The 21,694-nt window shown below is 52.7% G+C and carries 16 protein-coding genes; 12 read left to right on the top strand and 4 right to left on the bottom strand.

Going from position 1 to position 21,694, the window contains the following annotated elements:
• Window positions 1-2: 2 nt before the first annotated feature.
• Window positions 3-1,619, bottom strand: coding sequence for a CRTAC1 family protein (locus F4Y39_22680; protein ID MYC16545.1), 1,617 nt, complete (start codon window positions 1,617-1,619; stop codon window positions 3-5).
• The gene (locus F4Y39_22675; GenBank protein MYC16544.1) at window positions 1,616-3,634 is read right to left on the bottom strand and encodes a tetratricopeptide repeat protein; all 2,019 of its coding nucleotides are present in this window, start codon (window positions 3,632-3,634) and stop codon (window positions 1,616-1,618) included. Before F4Y39_22675 ends, F4Y39_22680 begins: the two co-directional genes overlap by 4 nt.
• Before the next feature lie 169 nt (window positions 3,635-3,803).
• Here F4Y39_22675 and F4Y39_22670 point away from each other — a divergent pair, with 169 nt between their 5' ends.
• Genes F4Y39_22670 through F4Y39_22655 form a run of 4 tightly spaced genes read left to right on the top strand, consistent with a single transcriptional unit; the run spans window position 3,804 to window position 9,646 of the window.
• Window positions 3,804-6,230, top strand: a complete 2,427-nt coding sequence (locus F4Y39_22670) for a GWxTD domain-containing protein (GenBank protein ID MYC16543.1) — start codon at window positions 3,804-3,806, stop codon at window positions 6,228-6,230.
• Window positions 6,227-7,108 carry a hypothetical protein gene (locus F4Y39_22665; protein MYC16542.1) on the top strand — a complete coding sequence of 294 codons (882 nt, stop codon included), beginning with the start codon at window positions 6,227-6,229 and terminating at the stop codon, window positions 7,106-7,108. Before F4Y39_22670 ends, F4Y39_22665 begins: the two co-directional genes overlap by 4 nt.
• Window positions 7,109-7,122: 14 nt before the next feature.
• Window positions 7,123-8,082, top strand: coding sequence for a hypothetical protein (locus F4Y39_22660; protein MYC16541.1), 960 nt, complete (start codon window positions 7,123-7,125; stop codon window positions 8,080-8,082).
• Between the two features lie 13 nt (window positions 8,083-8,095).
• Window positions 8,096-9,646 carry a tetratricopeptide repeat protein gene (locus F4Y39_22655; protein ID MYC16540.1) on the top strand — a complete coding sequence of 517 codons (1,551 nt, stop codon included), beginning with the start codon at window positions 8,096-8,098 and terminating at the stop codon, window positions 9,644-9,646.
• Window position 9,647: 1 nt separating this feature from the next.
• On the opposite strand, the gene F4Y39_22650 is transcribed toward F4Y39_22655, so the two are convergent.
• Window positions 9,648-10,640, bottom strand: coding sequence for a hypothetical protein (locus tag F4Y39_22650; protein ID MYC16539.1), 993 nt, complete (start codon window positions 10,638-10,640; stop codon window positions 9,648-9,650).
• A gap of 101 nt (window positions 10,641-10,741) precedes the next feature.
• On the opposite strand from F4Y39_22650, the gene F4Y39_22645 reads away from it, so the two are divergent.
• From F4Y39_22645 to trmB, 4 genes are read left to right on the top strand one after another with little or no spacing between them, the layout of a single operon-like run.
• Window positions 10,742-12,526 (top strand): HEAT repeat domain-containing protein, encoded by a 1,785-nt coding sequence (locus tag F4Y39_22645; protein MYC16538.1) that lies wholly within the window; start codon window positions 10,742-10,744, stop codon window positions 12,524-12,526.
• A 30-nt stretch (window positions 12,527-12,556) separates the two neighbouring features.
• Window positions 12,557-13,765 carry a UPF0261 family protein gene (locus F4Y39_22640; GenBank protein MYC16537.1) on the top strand — a complete coding sequence of 403 codons (1,209 nt, stop codon included), beginning with the start codon at window positions 12,557-12,559 and terminating at the stop codon, window positions 13,763-13,765.
• A gap of 17 nt (window positions 13,766-13,782) precedes the next feature.
• Window positions 13,783-14,613 (top strand): phosphoenolpyruvate hydrolase family protein, encoded by an 831-nt coding sequence (locus F4Y39_22635; GenBank protein MYC16536.1) that lies wholly within the window; start codon window positions 13,783-13,785, stop codon window positions 14,611-14,613.
• 9 nt (window positions 14,614-14,622) lie between these two features.
• Window positions 14,623-15,654 carry a tRNA (guanosine(46)-N7)-methyltransferase TrmB gene (gene trmB, locus F4Y39_22630; protein MYC16535.1) on the top strand — a complete coding sequence of 344 codons (1,032 nt, stop codon included), beginning with the start codon at window positions 14,623-14,625 and terminating at the stop codon, window positions 15,652-15,654.
• A gap of 66 nt (window positions 15,655-15,720) precedes the next feature.
• On the opposite strand, the gene F4Y39_22625 is transcribed toward trmB, so the two are convergent.
• On the bottom strand, window positions 15,721-17,610 hold the full coding sequence (locus tag F4Y39_22625; protein MYC16534.1) for an MBL fold metallo-hydrolase: 1,890 nt from the start codon (window positions 17,608-17,610) through the stop codon (window positions 15,721-15,723).
• 96 nt (window positions 17,611-17,706) lie between these two features.
• Between F4Y39_22625 and F4Y39_22620 the strand changes: the two genes are divergently transcribed.
• The 4 genes from F4Y39_22620 to F4Y39_22605 are packed head-to-tail and all read left to right on the top strand — an operon-like array spanning window position 17,707 to window position 21,691.
• Window positions 17,707-18,672 carry a DUF523 and DUF1722 domain-containing protein gene (locus tag F4Y39_22620; GenBank protein ID MYC16533.1) on the top strand — a complete coding sequence of 322 codons (966 nt, stop codon included), beginning with the start codon at window positions 17,707-17,709 and terminating at the stop codon, window positions 18,670-18,672.
• A gap of 11 nt (window positions 18,673-18,683) precedes the next feature.
• Window positions 18,684-19,442, top strand: a complete 759-nt coding sequence (locus tag F4Y39_22615; GenBank protein ID MYC16532.1) for an ATP-binding cassette domain-containing protein — start codon at window positions 18,684-18,686, stop codon at window positions 19,440-19,442.
• Entirely contained in the window at window positions 19,439-20,965 is a 1,527-nt protein-coding gene (locus F4Y39_22610; protein ID MYC16531.1) for an ABC transporter permease subunit, read from the top strand. Before F4Y39_22615 ends, F4Y39_22610 begins: the two co-directional genes overlap by 4 nt.
• Window positions 20,966-20,995: 30 nt before the next feature.
• Window positions 20,996-21,691 (top strand): thermonuclease family protein, encoded by a 696-nt coding sequence (locus tag F4Y39_22605; GenBank protein MYC16530.1) that lies wholly within the window; start codon window positions 20,996-20,998, stop codon window positions 21,689-21,691.
• The last annotated feature ends 3 nt before the right edge of the window (window positions 21,692-21,694 follow it).

Raw genomic sequence — 21,694 nt, 5'->3', positions numbered from 1 at the left:
GCCTATTCCCCAATGACCAGAATCTGATTCGGAGACAGATTGCTCAGAGTTTGGGTGCGTCCAGAGGGCCACCAGATATCCAGACGGTCAATCTGTTCGGCATCGCCCAAACCGAAGTGGAGGCGCGAATCCCCCGAAGAGAGATACCCGGATTGACTTCGCACCTCTCGAGATTGGGTACGACCACCTGCAGTAAGGGTGACGCGAGTACCAATCGCACTGCGATTTGCGCCCTCTATCTCAACAATAAGCCATGGATGAGCAGGCGGCGTATCATTCCGATAGAGATGTGGACTGGCATCGGCGACGAGCACAACCAGATCCAGATCACCGTCGGTATCTATATCGCCCAGCGCCGAACCCCGGCTGACAGCGGGTGATGTGAAACCCGCCGATTCGGAAACGTCTTCAAAAACACCTGCGGTATTGCGGAAAAACTGATCGGTCTGAGGATAGGACTCGGCAGAAGAAAAATCCGATACATTGGGAAAAATATGACCATTGGCGACAAAAAGATCCAGATCCCCATCGCTATCCGCGTCGAAGAAATGTGTGCCAAAGCCCAGGGGAAGAGTACTCGGTCCCACAAGCCCCACGCGGGCACTGGCCTCGGCAAAAACACCCTGTTCTGTATGGTGATAAAAAGCATTTGACTCATAGGAAAAATTGGTAACAATAAGATCCGTGCGCCCATCGCCATCCACATCGCCAGCATCCACGCCCATGCCGGCCTGTGGACGGCCCGAAGCACTTGTGCTCACACCCGCTTTGAGGCCCACTTCAGTAAAGCGATCGCCATCATTTCGATAGAGAAAATTGGGCGTCGTATCATTGGCGATATAGAGATCGGTATCGCCATCCCGGTCGTAATCCAGCGAGAGCACGCCCAGACCCTTGCCCCGGGGATCGGCGATACCGGCCCGCTGAGAAATATCTTCAAATGTGCCGTCACCACTATTCAGATACAACAAATCGGGAGCACCTCGAAACCGGTACGGCGCGCAGTAAGTCCGCACACCACTGCGTTCGCACACCGGCTCGCGGGCGGGATCGTACGTGAGATAGCGCACCACATAGAGATCCAGATCCCCATCGGCTTCAAAATCGAAAAAAGCCGCCCCCGCGCTCCATCCGCCTGCAGTCACATTGGCTTGCCGGGAAGCGTCTTTGAAAGTAGCATCTCCATTGTTCACATACAGAATATTTTCGGGATAGCCGGTAACGTAGAGATCCAGATCGCCGTCATTATCCGCATCGCCCACAGCGCAGCCCATGCCATAACCCCGGCCGGGCGCACCCGAAGATTCGGTAATATCGGTCAGGCGAATCGTTTTATCCGTATCATTGCGATACAGCGCATTGCTACCCCGAACCGGTTGCCCGGGCAAATTGGCACCATTAACCAAATAGAGATCCAGGTCCCCATCGCCATCCGCGTCGAAAAGCGCACAGCCAGAACCCATCGTCTCGATATAGTGCCATCCGCCCCTGGCTCCGGTACTGTGGACAAAATGGATCCCCGCCTTCTCCGCTATTTCAGTAAAACGGATAGCATCAGCGGCAACAAAATGGGGCGCGCAAAACAGGAACAGGAACAACGCGACGCGAATCATGGTCATTGCCCCTCTTCCATGCGGCGAATAAAATCCCGAATGAGATTTGCATCGGGATGATCCGGACGAAGCCTGAGAACCTTCCGAAAAGCGGGCAGCGCATCTTCCGGACGATTCGCCCGCAGGCAGGTCATGCCCAGGGCGTGCTGAATATCGGCATTCTCGGGACTGAGACTGGCGGCTTTGCGGTAGGAATTAATCGCTTCGTCCAAAAGCCCGGCATCCTCAAAAGCGCGGGCGCGGTTCAGGTAGGTACTGACCTGATCAGGCTGCTTCTGCAACCGCGCGATCTCGCGGGCAATAGCCAGAGAATCGGGGTGTCCGGGACTGAGTCGAAGACCCGTTTTGAGAGCTGATGCAGCCGCGGTTTTTTGCCCAGTCTGCAAATAGACCATACCCAGACCGAGATGTGCGTCTCCATCGTCGCCCTTAAGCTCAATGGCTTTTCGGAAAGCCTGAATCGCATCCGGAAACTGTTTCAAATAAGCCAGAGCCTCGCCCAGATAGCGGTGAGCATCGGCATTTTTAGACGTCAGGCGCACAGCCTCTCGAATGGATGAAAGGCCCTGCTCATAGCGTCCCATATCCAGTTGCAGACTGCCCAGAGACAGGTGAATATCGGCCAGATGGGGATTGAGACGCAGCGCTTCTCGAAAAGCATTTTCCGCCTCTTCAAAACGCGCGGCATTTCGATAGGCAATACCCATATTGTGATAGATGAGCGGATCTTGCGGATAGATCCGGCGGGCAGTGTGCAGAGTGCGAATAGCCTCCTCAAAACGCCCGGCCTCGGTATGGGCAATGCCCAGATTAAAGTGCAAATCGGCATAATCGGGATTGAATTGAGCCGCCTGTTTGAAGGCAGCGACAGCTTCATCATAGCGACCCAGTGCCTCATAAGCGCGCCCCAGATTAAAATGGGCATCGGCGTGCTCTGGATTGTGCGAGATAGCCTGCTCTAAAACTTCGGTCGCCTGATCGCGATGCCCCATCTCGATATAGACAACGCCCAGATTGTAGTGCGCATCAGCATTTTCGGGAGACAGGCGAATCGCCTCTTTCAGTGCGTCTTCTGCGCGAGTGTGGGATTGCGTATTGGCAAGGGCAATGCCCAGCGTCAGATAGGCGACCACAAAATCGGGCTTGAGACGAACCGCCGTCTGCAAAGGCGCAATAGCAGCCTCGTGGTTGCCCTGAAGATGGTGTAGAATACCCAGATTGTAGTGGGTAATGGGATCATCCGGCTTGAGGCGGATCGCATCCTGGAACGAGACAGCAGCGCGATCGGGCTGCCCCAAACTGGCATAGGTCACCCCCAGATTGTAGCGAGTCAGTGGATCATCCGGCTTGAGGCGCACAGCGGTCTGCAGGGCACCGAGCGCTTCTCTGAACCGGCGTTGCGCGACAAAGAGCAACCCCAGGTGGCTGTGGGCATCGGCATAATCGGCATCCTCGGCAAGGGCGAGGGTGAGGTGACCGCGCACAACATCCGGATCCTCGGCATTGCCAGTCAGCATACTCCGGGCGCGCACCCAGTGGATATACGCCTGAACTGATCGGGTGGGTCTGCGAATAATCGCCTCCCATTCGATGACAGTGGAGCTGAGATCAACACCGTCCAGGAAGCGGCGAATCACGCTATCCTGCAGGGCGAATAGAGAATCGAGAGGACCTTCCACCTCTCCCAGTTCCAGAATATGGTCAGTATCAACCCGCAAAACGCGGGCGGAAATCTGGAGCTGGTCTTTCTGCAACCGACAGGCACCATACAGGACCAGTGTTGCCCCCGCTGACTGGCCAATTTGCACAGGCGTCTGATATTGGGACAGAGCGGCATTCAGCCGATTGGAATCGACCATTTGCAGTGCCGACACGCGGCGGAGCTTATCTGACAAACTCCAGGCCATACCCTCCGAGAGCCAATCGGTATTCGCCTCTTCAAAAGGCAAAACCGCGACCACCGGGCGACTGTGAGCCGATAGGGGCATTATCAGGATAAAAAAGAAAATAATAACGCGCATGAAAAACTCCTGGACAGTTCAATCCACAATCTAAGGCGTGTATGCAAAAAATGCAATTACTGCCTTACCTGAAGAGAGACCAGCGCGAAAAAACAGCGATTCCATTCTATTTTTTTGTTATACTTTAGAAAACCTTGCGGAGAATCACATCTCTTGTGAACACAGCACAATGAAAAATTATTATTTCTATCTTGCGATTGGCCTTTTTATCGGATTATGCGGGACCGGAACGGTACATGCTGAAAACGCCGAGTCGATTTACGCCCGGGCATTGCAGGCCTCGCACAAAGACAGTATAAAACAGGCCGTCAAAGACCTGGAAAAGATCGTCGGACAGCAATCCCAGCCTGCGCGGGTGCTGACCATGATCGGACAACTCCACCTCCAGTCTAAACAGGCCGACGACGCTATCAAAGCATTTCGCAAAGCAGTGCAGGCCGATTCGGCGTGGGTGGAAGCGCATCTGGGCTCAGGGCTGGCTTATCTGGATTTGAAAAACGACTGGCGGGGTGCCCGCCCCCATTTGCAAAGAGCCGTAGCACTGGATTCGACCCAGGCAAAAATGTACTACCATCTCGCCCGCCTCTATCGAATATCTGAAACAGGCGATGCCGTAAAAGCGGCGGGACGGGCAATCCAGATCGATCCCGAATACGCGCCGGGATATCTGCTTCTTGGCCAGCTCTACAATGACGACAAATTGGATCAGGTAGCGGTTTATTATTACGACCAGTACCTCAAGCGCCAGCCCAAAGACCAGGAAGCGGCCTACCTGTTTATCCGCAGCCTGGCCGAATCGGGCAAAAAGGCAGAAGCCGAACGCCTGCTGGGTCGGCTGGAAGACCCGAGGGGCTATGCGATTCTGGGACAAATACTCATGGAGCGGGGCAATTTCGAAGACGCGCTCATCGCTTTTGAAGAATACATTTCCACACTATCTGAAGAGGAAGGAGCACTCTACTGGGATATATCGATTGTAGCGATATCCAGAGAAGCGGAGGCCTATCGACAAAGCCCACCAGAGCGCCGGAGAGATTTCCTGCGGCGATTCTGGCTGAGAAAAGACCCCCTGAAAGCCAGTGGCGGACTGATGCGATGGTGCGAGCACTATCGGCGGGTGCTCTATGCGCGGGAAAACTACGGACGAAAGCAATTTCCCTATGATCGGCGAGGTGAGGTCTATATCCGTTATGGGGAACCAGACCACCGCTCCACTTCCCGCTCATTAAACCTCAACGTACCCCAACCAGTGGAAATCATCCAGACAGAACTCGCCCGCCGGCTCTACGGTCCCGATGGTGTACACCACACGTTTCTGGGACCTGTATATCCAGTGAAAACAGAAAGATTTATCAACATCATCGACGAAGACAACCCCGAACTGGACGACCTGCCCCGCATGCCCTTTGAAGGTTCCATGCAGGCCCGGGCGGGCATGGCCGCTGAAGACACCCTGGGATTTTACGGGTACAAACCCGTGACAACGGGCATTGCCGGAATGACCGTGAAATGGGAAGTATGGTTTTACACCCGCATCGGCGGAGGCATCGAAGTGGTATTTACCGACGAATTTACCTCCGGGCGTTACGATTACGCGCCGCCGCCCGTTCTGACCACAGAAGACCGAAACCGCTTGGAACGTTTTGGGCACGACCAAACCCTGCGGATATCGCGACTATTCTCGGAATATTCGCCGGCCACCTTCATGCCCCGCATCACCCGGGACATACCCGAAGTCTATAACATTAGTTATTACGAACCACTGGATTTTCATTTTGATACAGTGGATTTTAAAGGAACAGACGACAATACAGAAATTCGGGTATTCATGGGAGTACCCACCCGCAACCTCTATGTGCAGGATGCCAGCGACACGGCGCGGGTACAGCGTCGGGTAGCCCTGATCAACGAGCGCTCTGGAAAAGTCTATCGCGTACAGGGCGATGTTGAAGTCATGGCACCACGGGGCAGCAGATCCGTACTGGTGGAAGAATTTCCAATGGACGTGCCCCCGGGCGATTATATGCTCGCCGTTCAAGTCTGGCGCCCAGAAGTGGACTTGATGGGCGTTTATCAAAAAGCTGTACCGGTAGATTCATACAACCGGGATACACTGATGGTCAGCGGCATCCAGGTAGCCCGTGCAGTAGCTCAGGTAGATTCGGGAACCACGGGCCAGTTTGTGAGATCGGGCTTCCGGGTCGATCCCTCGCCAGGTCGGATATTCTACCAGGAAACATCGTTTTTTATTTATTTTGAAATCTACAATTTGCTGCGCGATTCATTTGGACAGACGCGCTACGAAGTCGCCTATACAGTGCGAGACGCCAACCATACGCCGCTGCTGATCCGCGCGCTATCGGGGCTGGGCCGGATGCTATCGGGCGGTAGCAGAGAGGAAGTGACGATTCGGTATGAGCAAACGGGCACGCAAACAAAAAGCGAAAACTTTGTAGAACTGGATTTGGGAGATATCGCACCCGGTCAACACGAAGTAGTCGTCTCCGTAAAAGATCTAAACCGCGACATTGAAGTGTTCAAAACAGCCCGTTTTTACGTGGTGGATAAGCAGGGAACAAAGGCCCAAAGCGAATGAGCAATTCTATGGAACAAAATGGATTCCGCGCCTTTGTGGTACTCGCGCGACCCTTCACACTACTGGCACCTGCCGTCGGATTTCTCGCGGGATCGGCAATGGCTACCGGCGGAGAAATCCCAACAGCGGGCCTGGTAGGCACGCTGGCTGTCACAATCCTGAATGCGGGATCGAACATCATCAACCAGTGCTGCGATCTGGAAATTGATCGGATCAACAAACCCACCCGCCCCATGCCCTCGGGAAGCGTATCCATGCGCGGGGCGGCACTGCTGGGAACCGCGTGTTATATCATCGCCCTCGGTCTCGCCTATCTGGTACATCCCCGACTGCTGGGCATCTTCGCGGTGGGTGCATTGCTCACGCTTGCCTATTCAGCACCGCCCTTGCGGCTGAAACGACACGCACTCTCTTCAAGTCTGGCACTGGGATTCGGACGGGGGTGTTTGCTACCCATAGGGGGATGGGCAGTTGTGGAACCTATATGGCACCCGGCACCCTGGTTTGTGGGCCTGGTATTCGGCCTCTACGTGTTTGGAGCCAGCAACACCAAAGATTTCGCAGATGTGGAAGGAGACCGCGCCTTCGGCATGAAGACATTACCCGTACTATTGGGACCCCGGCGAGCAGCGTGGATGATACTGCCTTTTCTGGTATTGCCCTTTGCGCTCATTCCCATTGGTGCGATGTGGGAATGGGTGCCGTCGAGCGCGCAGTGGCTTGGCTCTCTGGCATTTTGGGGCGGGTATGTCGGGTGGTTGATGTTGAAGCGCCCCGAGGCATTAACATTTGAATCCAATCACATTTCTTGGAAACACATGTATTTGCTATTGATGGCGGGACATGTGGGGTTTGTGTACGTATTTGCAATCGGCTAACGCGGAGGTTTGCCATGGCGGCGGAACTGACATATCACGACCATGCGCGAGACTTAAACCGGGAACTGCGGGCGGCAATTTCAAAGGAACGGCTGACAGACCTGCACCAGCGGCGGCCCTGGCGACATTTTTGGATCGCCTTCCGGCAGATAGCACTGCTGGTGGGACTACCCGTCTGGATTTACCACGTCGATTCATTCTGGGCCTGGTTTCCCGCAAGCGTACTCCTGGGATTCGTAATTTTCAGCTTCTCCGTTTTGCTACACGAATCCGTACATCGGTGCATTTTCCGCAAGAAGCACCGCCTCAACGACCTCCTGGGGCTTGTGTACGGGTGGATTTCCGGGCTGGCATCTTCACAGTTCAAGCGGTGGCATCTGGACCATCACGATCACCTGGGTTCCTTGCAGGCCGACCCCAAACGCGCGCACCTGTCACCCCGCATCAATTCACCTTGGTTCAAGCTACTTTACTGCACGCCAATGCTATTCCCCATTTATTTTCGGGCAGTAGCCGAAACCTTCAAAGGCTATCCAGAACAACTGTGCCGTCAGATCAAACGAGAACGCACGTTGGGAATCATCCTGCACCTGGGAATCCTGACGTGGTTCTGGACGCTGGACCCGTGGTTTGCTTTTAAAGCGCATCTTTTTCCGGTATTTTTTATTTTTCCCATTGCTTTTACTGTCAACCGGTTGGGGCAGCACTATGTGATAAATCCAGATGAAATCGCCAACTGGACAACCCTCATGCGATCCAATTGGATATGGAATTTTCTATATCTGTTTTCGACATATCACCTGGAACACCACTATTTCCCGGGCGTGCCGTTTTACAACCTGCGGAAATTGCAAAAAGAACTGGAACCCTTTTTCCAACGGAAACAGATGGTATTTTTTTCCTACAGTCAGGTGCTCTATCTCTGGTTTATCAAAAACCACGCACCCCATACGCAGTCAGACATCATAATATAAAACAAGAGGAGCCATGAAAACGCTTCTGCTTTTTGTGCCCTCTGCTGCGGCGATAGCCCTGCTGATGTGGCACGCCTGGTCCCATCGGGGCCGCCGCATTGCGCTGAGTTTTTTCATCTCGGCATTTCTATTTGGTGTCGTGCGGGGAAATGTGATTCACTGGATCACAGTGGAATCGCAGGGGGGCGTGATGCCCTATGTATTCACGCAGCCGGTAGTACAAATTTTTTCAGCGTCTCTACAAGCGGTAATCGGATGGATTTTTGCCCTCTATGTGAGTTGGTGGCTCGCTGAGCGGGTGCTGGCGCGGATACCCGCACTTAAAGGCGATTTAATGGCCACTGTAGGGATGACTTGCGTGGGAATGGCAGCCGTGGGATATGGGGTAGAAGGCGGAGCGGCAGCCGCGGGCTGGTGGCTGTGGAGCATACCGACGCACAATCGTTTCTTTGCAGGTGTGCCAACTGTGGGAATAGCGGAGTGGTTTGCGGTGGGATTCGAGTTCTTTATCCCCTATTTTCTGGTATTCTGTACGCCCCATCGGCGCAGAGTCTGGGCGCACGCGCTGTGGGGCGTATTTCTTTTACATCTGTTTTTACACCTGTTTTCCGAGCCGATTTCACGCGCAGTACCCACGCAACCCTTTGTAATCTGGCACTGGATAAGCATCCTGACTCTGGGCGTTCTGGCACTGACCGGCGCAGGCTCCACAACCGTGGAAACAGCCGAAAGCAAGCAAAGGTCTCGGCATGAATTGATGTGGGTGTGCATAGGGCTGTTCACAGCGGTAATGATCGTAGCGCAGGTGGGCATTGGCGGACGACCAGACCTGCTAATTTCGCTGATTCCCCTCGCCCTGCTATGTCTCATGGCATTGCCAAAAGTATCCATGCCCTATATTCTGGCCTCTGCGGTTATCGCCTGGGTAGCTGAGGGATTCGGTACAGGTTTTGTCACATCACCGGTAGCCGCGGTCTTATTCCTGCAGGGCCGCGCCTGGTGGGGCAGACAATGGCTTTTCCGCATCGGCGTGGTCGCATTATTTGTGGGCATCGGATTGGGTGTTTATCGCTCGGGAGTGGCATTGAGCCGGCAGTGCGAAGTCTATATGATGCACCTGGAGCGGGCGGCGCGCCACGCGGGAAATGGTCGGATGGACCTGGCCGCGCGAGAGCAAGCAGCAGCCGATGCGCTGGCTCCCGGAGATGTAGAAGCCTATTTGCAAATCGGATATGCACTGGACCGGCGGGGATTTCTCGGCCTCGCCATTGCCCAATTTCGAAAAGCCCTCGACCTGGAACCCACGCTTTTCACAGCGCATTACGATCTGGGAATGGCCCTGGAAAGATTCCGAGATACGGCGGGTGCAGAAGCGTCATTTCTCCGCTCAATCGAGCTTGCACCCCGGTTCTACGATGGCCATGTGAAGTTGGGAACGCTATTGCTCAATCAGGGCCGCACGGACTCGGCACAGGTATATTTCGAACGCGCGGTTCAAATCGACCCAACCCATCCGGACGCACGACAGGGCCTGCAAATGATTCGGAACAAAAAGGTCAGATAAATCAATTCTTAATCACAAAAATATCATCCGCCACCAGAAAAGGTTCGCCCTGACCAATAATCGGCGCCGAGATAACAGTACGATCGCCAGTATCGATATCCACGCGGTAGATAACGGTGCGATCTGCCACCAGGAGTTGATCAAGCGTATTAAAAGCGAGGCCAGAGGGAATATCGGGCAATTCACCCCCACCCATAAAAGGGCTTGAAATAATGGTGCGGTCTCCACTGCGAGGATCAACTCGGATAACAGCGGCCTGACCGATATCCGTGACAAAAATGGTGTTAAGGGTGCTCAGAACAATCCCTTCCGGATCCATCAATCGGGGTCCCTCACCCATTTCTGGACCAGAGACGACCGTGCGGTCACCACTATTGGGATCAATGCGGAAAATACGTCCCTCACCCCCCTGTGAAACTGAGCCGACCACCAATAGGAGATTGCCATCGGCCTCCAGGGCAAACTGCTTGATACCACCAGTAAAGGGCGGTCCATCACCTCGACCGGGACCAGAGACAACTGTGCGATCTCCACTATTGGGATCAACGCGGAAAATAGTAGCAGATGGCTGATCGCCAACTATGAGTTGTCCAGATGATTCTCGCACTAAGCCGACCGGTCCCAAAAACGCGGGACCTGAACCGATAATCGGGACATTGGGATCTATGGGGCTACCGCCTGAAGACACAATAAAAAGATCGCCCGTTCGGACATCGAACCGCAGGACAATGGGCAGACCGCTTCCAGAGAGAGTCATCAGAAGGTCGCCATTGGCATCCCGGGCGATCTGCCGGGGAACACCGCCGATGCGGTCATTGACAACAGTGCGGTCTCCCGTACCGGGATGGATGCGAAACAGCGCGCGCTGGGCGGCATCTGTGAGCAAAATATCGCCTTCGGAAAAAGTGGGAACTTCTTCGGGATCGAGACCCTTATCGGACGAACCACAGGCGACCGCGAAACAGACCAACCAAACCAGTAAGAATCGATTCATGAACGCATTCCCCATCGACAAACAGTTTGTGAATACCCAATGATACCGCAGCGGGTATTCGCTGTCAACATAAGACACAAAGCCTTTCTCAGGAGACGTATGTGATCACTAAAAGTGGTTTATGGCTAATTATTTTGGGCTTTTTGGGCTGCGCGTCCAAAGCCGACGACTGGATACAAATTTTGGAGCATCCCAATGCTGCAGAGCGCGCCCGCGCAGCAATACAACTGGGGGAAATGGGTGACCGGCGTGCGGTTCTGGCACTCATCCAAACTCTGAAAGACCGAGAACCACAGGTAAGATTGGCCGCAAGCGAAGCCCTGGGTAAATTGGGAGATCGGCAGGCAGTAGATTCTCTGATTGCGATTGTTCGCGACCCAAATGTCATGGTAGGTCTGAGCGCAGTCGAAGCCCTGGGCAATATCGGAGGCGAAAAGGCTGTAGAAACCTTGCTGCGGATCGCGCAAGAGCGAGAAGGTCCCCTGAGCCTGGGAGCAATTCAAAGTCTGGGTACCGCAGGTGGCGACCGATCCATTCAGGCACTGACCACCGCGCTGACCGATAGGGCACGCGATGTGCGGTGGGTCGCCGCGTTGACCCTTGCCCGCATAAAAAGTCAACAGGCCCTGGCACCCCTGATTGAGGCACTGCCACAGACGGACAGAGAACTGCGCCGGGTAATGGTATGGGCACTCAACACCATCGATCCATCGTGGCGTACTTCTGCACCTGCTGAAGAAGCGATCAATCGCCTGATTGACGAACTGAAGCTGCCAAACCAATCGCGCTACCAGGTAGTTCAGGTACTATCGGAAATGGATGCCGAGTGGAAAACGCGTGCGGGTGCTACCATGGACTTTTTTGTCGCACAACTGGCGAACGGAGACCTGATCGCACGGATGCAGGCTGTCGAGGCCCTGGGGCAGATCGGAGACGCCCGGGTCGTTCCGTCTCTCCTTAAGGCACTAAAAGATCCAAATATCCAGGTGCAGTACATCGCTATAAAAGCCCTGGGTGAACTGCGCGATACACGCGCCGTCGAACCACTGGTAGAAGCCCTCGAACATCGAGATCCCGGCATCGTTTCAACCGCTGCACTGGCACTGGGCGAACTGCGCGATACGCGAGCCGTCGAACCACTCATGACCATCCTGTCCAATACAGAACACGGCGTATTTCGCCTGGGAACAATACAAACTCTGGGAGTGCTGAAGGACCCCCGTGCAACAGCTTTGCTAACTGAGCAGTTGGACGACACATCGGTACAGGTCCGGCGCATTGCGACCGAGGCTTTGGGAGAAATTGGGGACCGCGGTGCCATCGCTCCCCTGTTGAAAACGCTGAACGATCAGTCAGCCGAAGTGCGCTGGGCAGCGGCCGACGCCCTGGGATCAATCGGCGATGCGTCTGTGGCGGATTCCCTCATCTCAATTATCGGAAAAGGACGAATATGGGCGCGACGAATGGTACGGGTGCTGGACCGCCTGGATGCCAACTGGCGGGAACGAGAAGCGACTCTCCAGATAGAAACCTATTTTCTGGAACATATTGACCATCCCGAACCAGAAGTACAATGGCGCTCTGCCGAAGCCCTGGGAGAGATTGCCACACTGAGAGCACGCCATAAACTCCTGCAAACAATGGAACAGAAACGCACTATGATTATAGCAGCCGCGCACGCCTTCTTCATCCGAAACGGGATATTTGAAGCAGAACCCCTGCTCGTCCAGGCCTTGCATCAGTATGGCACCGAGGAAATGGCTCTAACATATCTAAATGCTGGCCACCCCGTGCTCGCCAGAGCCGCCCACAATTGGGCGCGCAGACAGGGAATGATATTGCTATCTTCTCCCGAACCGGGTAATATTCGATGGAACAGCGGCTAAAAATCAACTTATCAAATCGAGGAGAGTATAATGGGCAGTATTTACGCAATAGCGACAATGGATACCAAAGGTGAAGAAATCGGATATGTCGCCGAATGTATTCGAAACGCGGGCACAGATGTGACAGTCGTAGATGTAGGCACACAGAGCGACGCGCAGGGCGGCGTGCCGGATGTATCGCGGGAAACCATAGCCGCCTGTCACGCGGGCGGAACAGACGCCGTAATCGGGCACACGGACCGGGGCGAAGCCGTAACAGCGATGGGAGAAGCACTGTGCGCCTACTTGCTGCAAGAATACGCCAAAGGCGACGTGGCGGGTATTATTGGCATTGGAGGCAGCGGGGGCACAGCACTCATCACGCCGGCAATGCAGGCATTGCCCATTGGCGTACCCAAAGTCATGGTATCCACCGTCGCCAGTGGCAACACCGAGCCTTATGTGGGGTGTTGTGACATAGCGATGATGTACTCCGTGGTAGATGTAGCCGGAATCAACCGCGTATCGCGGCAAGTACTGGGCAATGCAGCGCATGCGATAGCGGGAATGGTCGTAAACACCGTCGCAGAGGCCGAAGACAAACCCACGCTTGGAATGACCATGTTTGGCGTAACAACGCCGTGTGTAACCATGGTCCGCGAGGCACTGGAAAAAGACGGATATGACTGCCTGGTATTTCACGCCACAGGAACGGGTGGACAGGCAATGGAAAAACTGGTCGAAAGTGGAATGATAGACGGCGTTCTGGATATTACCACAACCGAAGTAGCCGATGAAGTAGTAGGCGGCGTATTTCCCGCCGGACCTGAGCGAATGGATTGCATTCTCGCGCGTGAAATACCTTATATCGTAAGCCTTGGCGCGCTCGACATGGTAAATTTTGGCGCGGTGGAAACCGTCCCCGAACAATTTAAAAACCGCACACTTCACGTACACAACGCCCAGGTCACATTGATGCGGACGACAGCGGACGAAAACCGCCAATTTGCCGAATGGATAGCGAACAAATTGAACCGATCAAAGGTACCAATTCAAATACTAATTCCGGAAAACGGCGTATCGTTAATCGATGATGAAGGACAACCCTTTCACGACCCAGATGCAGATCAGGCATTATTTGAAACCCTGGAAGCACAAATCGAACAAACGGAAAATCGCCAGATCAAGCGGCTGGCGAACAATATCAACGACCCGGAATTTGCAGCAGCACTGGTGGCGAGTTTCCAGGAAATACGATAAACCACAAGGAGACAACAATGGCAGCAGAGAGCCGAACATCAATATTAGAACGTCTGCGAAAAAAAATCGCAGACGGACTGCCGATCATCGGCGGTGGTGCTGGCACGGGAATCTCGGCAAAATGCGAAGAAGCGGGCGGCATTGATCTAATCGTAATTTACAACTCGGGACGCTATCGCATGGCGGGGCGGGGATCGCTCTCGGGCGTCCTGGCCTATGGCAATGCCAACGAAATAGTAAAAGAAATGGCTTATGAAGTCATCACAGCAGTAGAACACACACCCGTACTCGCCGGGGTGAATGGAACAGACCCATTCATGTTGCGGGATCACTTCTTGCGAGAATTGAGAGACCTCGGCTTCGCGGGAATCCAAAATTTTCCAACCGTGGGACTCATTGACGGATTATTTCGCGCCAATCTGGAAGAGACGGGAATGGGCTATCACCTCGAAGTGGAAATGATTGCAGCAGCCCATGAAATGGACATTCTGACAACGCCCTATGCGTTCAATGTCGAAGAAGGACAACTCATGACAGAAGCAGGTGCCGATATTGTAGTGGCACACATGGGATTGACAACCAAGGGCACAATTGGCGCGCACACGGCAAAAACGCTCGATGACTGCGTGGAAGAAGTAAAGGCGATTTGCAACGCCTGCAAGTCCATCCGGGACGATGTGATCACACTTTGCCACGGCGGGCCTATTGCCGAACCAGAAGACGCCTCTTATATCCTCGAACGGGTTCCAGAAGTCGATGGCTTTTACGGCGCCAGCTCAATGGAACGCCTGCCGACGGAAGTGGCTATGACGGCTCAGGTCAAACGCTTTACCGAAATCCGGAGATGAGCTAAACGCATGATGTCTCTACCGCTAAGCGAGGAAATACAAAAATACACAGTCCCATGGCTGCAACTGGATTGGCCGATAGACTGGCCGCAAATTTTTGATCGGCCAGGCGACCTCGTCCTCGAAATCGGATTTGGCAATGGACATTTTCTATCCGATATGGCAACAGCGCGTCCCGATGCGTGTTTTGTCGGAATCGAACGCGCCTGGGGATCCATGCGCCGATTGTTCAGGCGATTAAACGCCCTGAAATTAAATCATGTGCGCGCAATAGAGGGCGACGCCGCATTTTTATTACAACATGTATTTGCCCCGCAATCTCTATCGGAAATATGGATCAATTTTTCAGATCCCTGGCCCAAAGAACGACACCACAATCGGCGCCTGATTCAAGATACATTTGTAAAAATACTGGCAGAGCGATTAAAACCGGACGGCGGAGTAACCATAGCGACAGATCACGCAGATTACGCAACGTGGATCACCGATATATTGACGCGACAATCGGACCTGCAATCCATTTACGCAACCCCATCTGTGCGCCAGTTACCCGGACGCACCCCAACCAAATACGAACAAAAAGCAATAGATGCAGGTGTACCCATTCACTATTTTGCCTGGCGTCGGAAATCGGAACTATCAGTCGAAACGCACATTCAAAAGGTCGGGAATATGCCAAATATCGTTTTAGAAGGCGCATACCAACGCGAAGATATTCTGACACTTATCGAACAGGCCGCAGATCAAGTGTGGCGCGAAAACCATCGGGATATGCAGGTCGTGATCAAAATGACAGACATCTACTGCCAATTGCCCGACAATCACGGCCTCATCTCAGTCATGGTCCGCGAAGGAGAACTCGCCCAGTACTTCGGCATATCCCTCTTATTTCGCAAAAACAATCAGCTATTGGTCAAACTGGCGCCAATGGGTCAGCCGCGCCCCACCTGGGGCGTAAAAAAAGCGGTACAAAAGGTGGCAGATTTGATTTTGGAAACACATCCCCATTTGTGGCTCGCATCGAGCACAGTGGGTCTGTGAGGAGAATGGTAGCGCAACAGAAACATCGATACTTTTCGCACGGCGTGATGGTCTGATATTGGAAGACTAAAAAACCAGAACCGCTTCGCGAAATTGCCCGAGTGAACGCCCATCATAGGTCACTTCTATCGGAATGATCAGACGTTGGGACCGGGCGTGATTTCCCTCCGGAATGGGTATGGTGAAATTGATATGCCCCTCTTGTTTGGCGGGAATTGTTATCTCTTGTTGCGGCAGGCGGATATCCCACGATTCCGGCAGGACGAGGCAACAACCCGCTCGCCGCGCCTCTTCGGAGTGGTTGGTGAAATAGATGTGCAAATTGACAGAGTGCTTTGACCCGACTTCCTGCTCGTAGGGATCAGCCCGAATCCAATGTTCGTCGAGTCCGTAATTCGCGTGGTCCCAGGCGCACAAATCGGTGTAGAGTGTTTCCCGTTCGGCGAGATTTTCCCGCATCAGTCGAATCTCTTCAGGGATAAAATCGAAGGCACAGTTAACGTGGCAGTTAAAGATATGCGTCGGTTTCAACTCTTCAATGAGAGCGAGACATCGGTCATAGCCAACGGCGCTGCCGAGCAGGTTGCGATTCCCAGTGCAGTAGTCATCAATTCCCGCCATTGTAAACGAATCTCCTGCGAAGAACAAGCGCACCCCGTTCCCTTCGACCAGTAATCCGCCGTGATAATACGTCTGACCGGGGAAGTGGTAGGCGGTCATCTGGAACTCGTTCCATTGCCACGATTCGCCATCACGCGTCCGCAGGTGAATGCGTGCAACAGAAGGGGAAATACACGGAATGCGGAATCGCTGCGGTTTTTCAATGACCTGGGCAACGACGCGGTCTGTCAGTGTCTTACACGGATAAACCGCTTGAAATTGGGGGACAGCATCTACATGGTCGTCGTGGTAATGTGTAAGCCAAAATTGTGTCACATCTGAGATTTCACCATCAGCTTGAAGTTGCTGAATCTGTTGCAGGATACGGGTACTGCCGCAATCCATTACGAACGCTTCCTTCGTCTCTGAGATAATGAGCCATGTTGTCCCGTAATGGCGCAGGAATGCTGGCACGTCCTTTCCCTCGCGGATGGACATGTGTCCTTCTCGCCCCTCAAATTCGGTGAACAGGTTGGGAAAATAATGCCGCAGAGCAGAGATGGCGACGTACTTATCGTAGCACGTATCCATGCGTTCGAGCAGTGTGTCAATCGCATCTGCTGGCCGGGGCATCACTTTTCCGTGCGCAGGGATGAGCGCATTTGCCTCCACCTGACGCAACTTCTGGAGGCTTGGCGCCAACGCCTTTCTCGCACCGAAGAAGCCGTGATAATCCCGCGTCTGTTCCCCCTTTTGGAGGCTATACACATCCCAAATCTGCCCTTTGTCGTAGATGGTATCACCACAGAACGCAAAGCGTTTGCCATCAACCGAAACGATATAAGAGACACTCCCGTCCGTATGTCCGGGCGTATTGAGGACTGTAATTTGGGCATTCCCCCACTGAATCAAATCATTTTCAGCGTAGGTGTCGGTCACGGCGAGCGATTCTGTAAGCATCAGATTGTGCGGACGATAGTCGTAAAGATGCCACCGGTTTTTCGGCTCATTCCAGAACGTCTCGACCGAGTCGAACCACGGGCGTTCTCCTGCGGGAACACCGACGCGCGTCTCCGGCGAAAGGCGTGTTCTCAGATGTCGAAAACCAGAGGCTCCATCGCGGTGATGATGCGTGAAAAGGACGGTATCGAGAGTCGTTATTCCGAGCGCATTGAGCGTTTCTTTGACATCGCCGTTGCCGCAATCAATTAAGAGGGCACGCTCGCCGTCGCACAAAATACCAACGTTGATACAATCGCGGTGGACGAACAGGTGCTCCGTGAGTTGAAAGTATTGAAGGGGCATGTGGTCTCCTCGTGTTTGACTTGTAGATCTGTAAATGCTTTCTTGACGCATTTGACGTATCAATTGGACCTGACTCAAGAATAAGCGAATACTGTCGCAAGGTGCTAATCGCGTCGAGTACAGTCAACAATTGGAGATAATAGTAACATGGCAGAAACGCAAGCGGCAACATCAAAACTGAGGCTCGGCGTAAGCGCGTGTTTGCTCGGCGAAGAAGTGCGGTATAATGGCGGGCACAAACACATGCCATTTTTGACAACCGTATTGGGCAATTACGTCGAATGGGTGCCAGTATGTCCAGAAGTAGAAATGGGGATGGGCGTTCCGCGCGAGACCATCCGGCTCGAGGGCGACGCGGAAACACCGCGACTCATTGCACCAAAATCGGGCACAGATCACACCCCTGGCATGCAGGCCTGGGCAGAAAAACGGCTCAACGAACTAACAGACCTGAACTTACATGGGTATATACTGAAAAAAGACTCGCCGAGTTGTGGATTATTTCGCGTACGAGTATTTAATACAAAAACGCAGATACCCGCGCGCAATGGGCGCGGGCTATTTGCAAAAGCATTGACAGCGCGATTCCCTTTATTGCCCATCGAAGAAGAAGGTCGGCTAAATGATCTGCCCTTGCGGGAAAATTTTATCGAACGCGTATTTGTCTATTACCGATGGCAGCAAATGTTGACCCATAATCCAGCACCCGGTAGCCTGGTAAAATTTCACACCGGAATCAAAATGAGTCTTCTATCACACAGCCCAAAACACTACAGCGAGTTGGGCCAACTGGTCGCTCAGTCTTCCCGCGAAGATATAGCGCTTCAATACGGCAAATTGCTAATGGATGGCCTGAAAGTAATGAGCACACCGGGCAAACACGTAAACGTATTGATGCACCTGATGGGATTTATAAAAAACGAACTGACAACCGCGGACAAAAAAGAACTGCTCGATGTATTTGAATCCTATCGCCAGCGACTGCTGCCTCTCATCGTTCCTATCACATTATTAAAACACCATCTCAACCGCAACCGCGTACCAGACTGGGTACACGAGCAAACCTACTTAAACCCATACCCCATGGAATTGATGTTGAGAAATCACGTGTGAATGGAGACGTTATGTTTGAGGTGACAGGTGTCTCGAAAACATTTGGCGTTTTGCAGGCGCTGCGCGAAGTTGACCTGAGCGTGCATCCTGAGCAGACGACGGTGTTAATTGGGCCGAGTGGATGTGGCAAATCAACCTTAATTCGATTAATGGTGGGACTGATCTGGCCCGACGAGGGCACGGTGACTTATGAAAGACAAGTTCTGACGCCAGCAAATGTGTTGTCGCTGCGGCAGAAGATGGGTTATGTGATCCAAGAGGGGGGCTTATTTCCGCATTTAACAGCGCGCAAAAATGTAGCGTTGATGGCAAATTATCTGGGTTGGGCGGAGGATCGAATCGATTCCCGGATCGAGACATTGGCAACTTTAACGCATTTCCCAGCAGATGGATTGGACCGATTTCCAGGAGAATTGTCAGGTGGCCAGCAACAGCGCGTGGGATTGATGCGTGCATTGATGCTGGACCCCGACGTATTGCTATTAGACGAACCACTCGGTGCCCTGGACCCGATGATTCGGGCGGATTTGCAATCGGATTTGCGTTCGATTTTTCAGACATTGGGCAAAACAGTAGTGATGGTGACACACGACATGGGCGAAGCGGGATTTTTCGGGGATCAAATTGTGTTGATACGGGAAGGGGAGATCGTCCAGATCGGAAGCTTGAAAAATTTGATGCAAAACCCGGCGCATGAATTTGTGACGCAGTTTATTCATGCGCAGAGAAGTCCGTTGGAAAGTATGGCGCCGGGAGAGATAGCGAAATGACGCGCACGCACTACACCACAACGTCAGCGAAATTCACCGCCCTGTGTATTCTATTTTCCTTTTTGTTCAGCACCTCAACCCAGGCACAAGAGATTGTCGTGGGATCAAAGAAGTTTACCGAGTCGGTCATTTTGGGTGAAGTACTATCTCATATCGGCCGCAGTGTAAACGCACCGGTTACACATCGGCGCGAGTTGGGGGGAACGCGGGTATTGTGGAATGCATTGATTGCGGGCGATATTGATCTTTATCCAGATTACACAGGTACCCTGAGTCGGGAAATTTTGGCAGAAGAAAATTTGCGTAATGAAGCAGATATTCGCGCTCGGTTGGCAGAGATGGGCCTTGTGATGAGTCGGCCTCTGGGATTCAACAATACATACGTACTGGGCATGGTGGAAACAAGAGCTGAAGCGCTGGGGATTCGGACGATTTCGGATTTAAAGAAGTACCCAGACTTGAAGTTGGGATTTGGCAATGAGTTTATGGACAGAGGAGATGGGTGGCCGAGTTTGCGGAACCGATATGTACTCCCACATCAGAATGTGAGCGGATTGGATCACGATTTGGCCTACCGCGGGTTGGAGAGCGGTACAATTGACGTAATGGATATGTATTCGACAGATGCCGAGATTCAGTATTACGGGTTGCGGTCGCTGGTGGATGACTTGCAGCATTTCCCCATTTACAATGCCGTCATTGTCTATCGGGTAGATTTGATAGATCGAGCACCTCAAGTGGTGAGGGAAATTTTAAAATTAGAGGGGCTGATTTCGGAAAAAAAAATGATGGTCATGAATGCACAGGTCAAATTGGAAAAAAAGTCAGAAGCCCAGGTTGCGGCTGATTTTTTAGCTCAGAACCTCAATGTACAGGTCAAAATAAAAAAAGAAACTGCTGGCGCTCGATTCTGGCGGCACACATGGGATCATTTGACACTGGTGGGAATTTCTCTTTTCGGGGCGATTGTGGTGTCAATTCCCCTGGGAATCGTGGCATTCCGATGGGCAAGAGGTGGACAACTTATTTTGGGATTGGTGGGCATCATTCAGACCATTCCATCCCTGGCACTGCTGGTATTTATGATTCCGTTATTGGGTATTGGCGGAGCGCCAGCGATTGTGGCGCTGTTTTTGTACAGTTTGCTGCCCATAGTGCGAAACACATACGCGGGACTGCACGATATTCCAGTGGGGATACGAGAATCAGCAACAGCATTGGGTTTATCCGACTGGGCACAACTTCGATTGGTGACATTACCGATAGCCTCACGGTCGATTCTGGCGGGCATCAAAACATCGGCTGTGATCAATGTGGGCACGGCGACTTTGGGGGCGCTAATTGGCGCCGGGGGATATGGACAACCCATTCTAACGGGGATTCGATTAGATGATATCGGTCTGATTTTACAAGGAGCCGTACCCGCGGCATTGCTGGCACTCATTGTACAGGGACTATTTGAATTATTTGAGCGCGTGTTCGTATCCCGCGGCCTGCGGTTAAAAGGCGAGATAAACGCTTAGAATTGCTATTTTTGAGAGGCGAGTAGAAACATGAAAAAGATTTTGATATTTGGCTATTTGTTTTGTTCTTTTTCATTAGCGATTGCCCACGGAGGCGGGCAAGATTCACAGGGCGGTCACTTTGACACATCGGATAACACCTACCATTGCCATGCGCCTTCTGGATGCGTTGACCTTGACGACGTGTATTTTACAGTAACCGATGTGAAAGACGGCGATACAATAGACGTTACGCATTTAGAATACACAGTGACCGTGCGCTTGTTAGGCGTAGATACGCCAGAGACAAATCACCCATTTGAACCCGTTGGTTTTTACGGCCCCGAAGCGAAAGAATACACACGACAAAGACTGTACGGAAAAAAAGTACACTTATCTTTTGACCACCAGCAAAAAGACGCTTTTGACAGGTTGCTCGTTTATGTGTATTTGGACGGCGTCTTGTTTAACCTTGAATTGGTAAGGCAGGGATATGGAGTAGCAGACGTTGAACACGAATACGAAAAGCGAAATGAGTTTGTATCAGCGCAAGAGGAAGCAAAGGCCCAAAACAAGGGCGTGTGGAGTGACCCGAACCGCACAGCTCCTATTTTTACCGCGATACAAGACTCTCTTTTCAGGGCGAGACATGGCGATTTAGATTTTGACGGCACAATAAGTATTAGCGATTTTCTTTTGTTTGTCGCAGAATTTGGAAAGACGCTTATCGATGGTATCTACCAATAAGAA

The organism is Gemmatimonadota bacterium, from assembly GCA_009838845.1.
In the GTDB taxonomy this organism is placed as follows: domain Bacteria; phylum Latescibacterota; class UBA2968; order UBA2968; family UBA2968; genus VXRD01.
The sequence above is the reverse complement of the archived record's forward strand: the minus strand, read 5'-3'. Positions and strand labels throughout refer to the sequence as shown.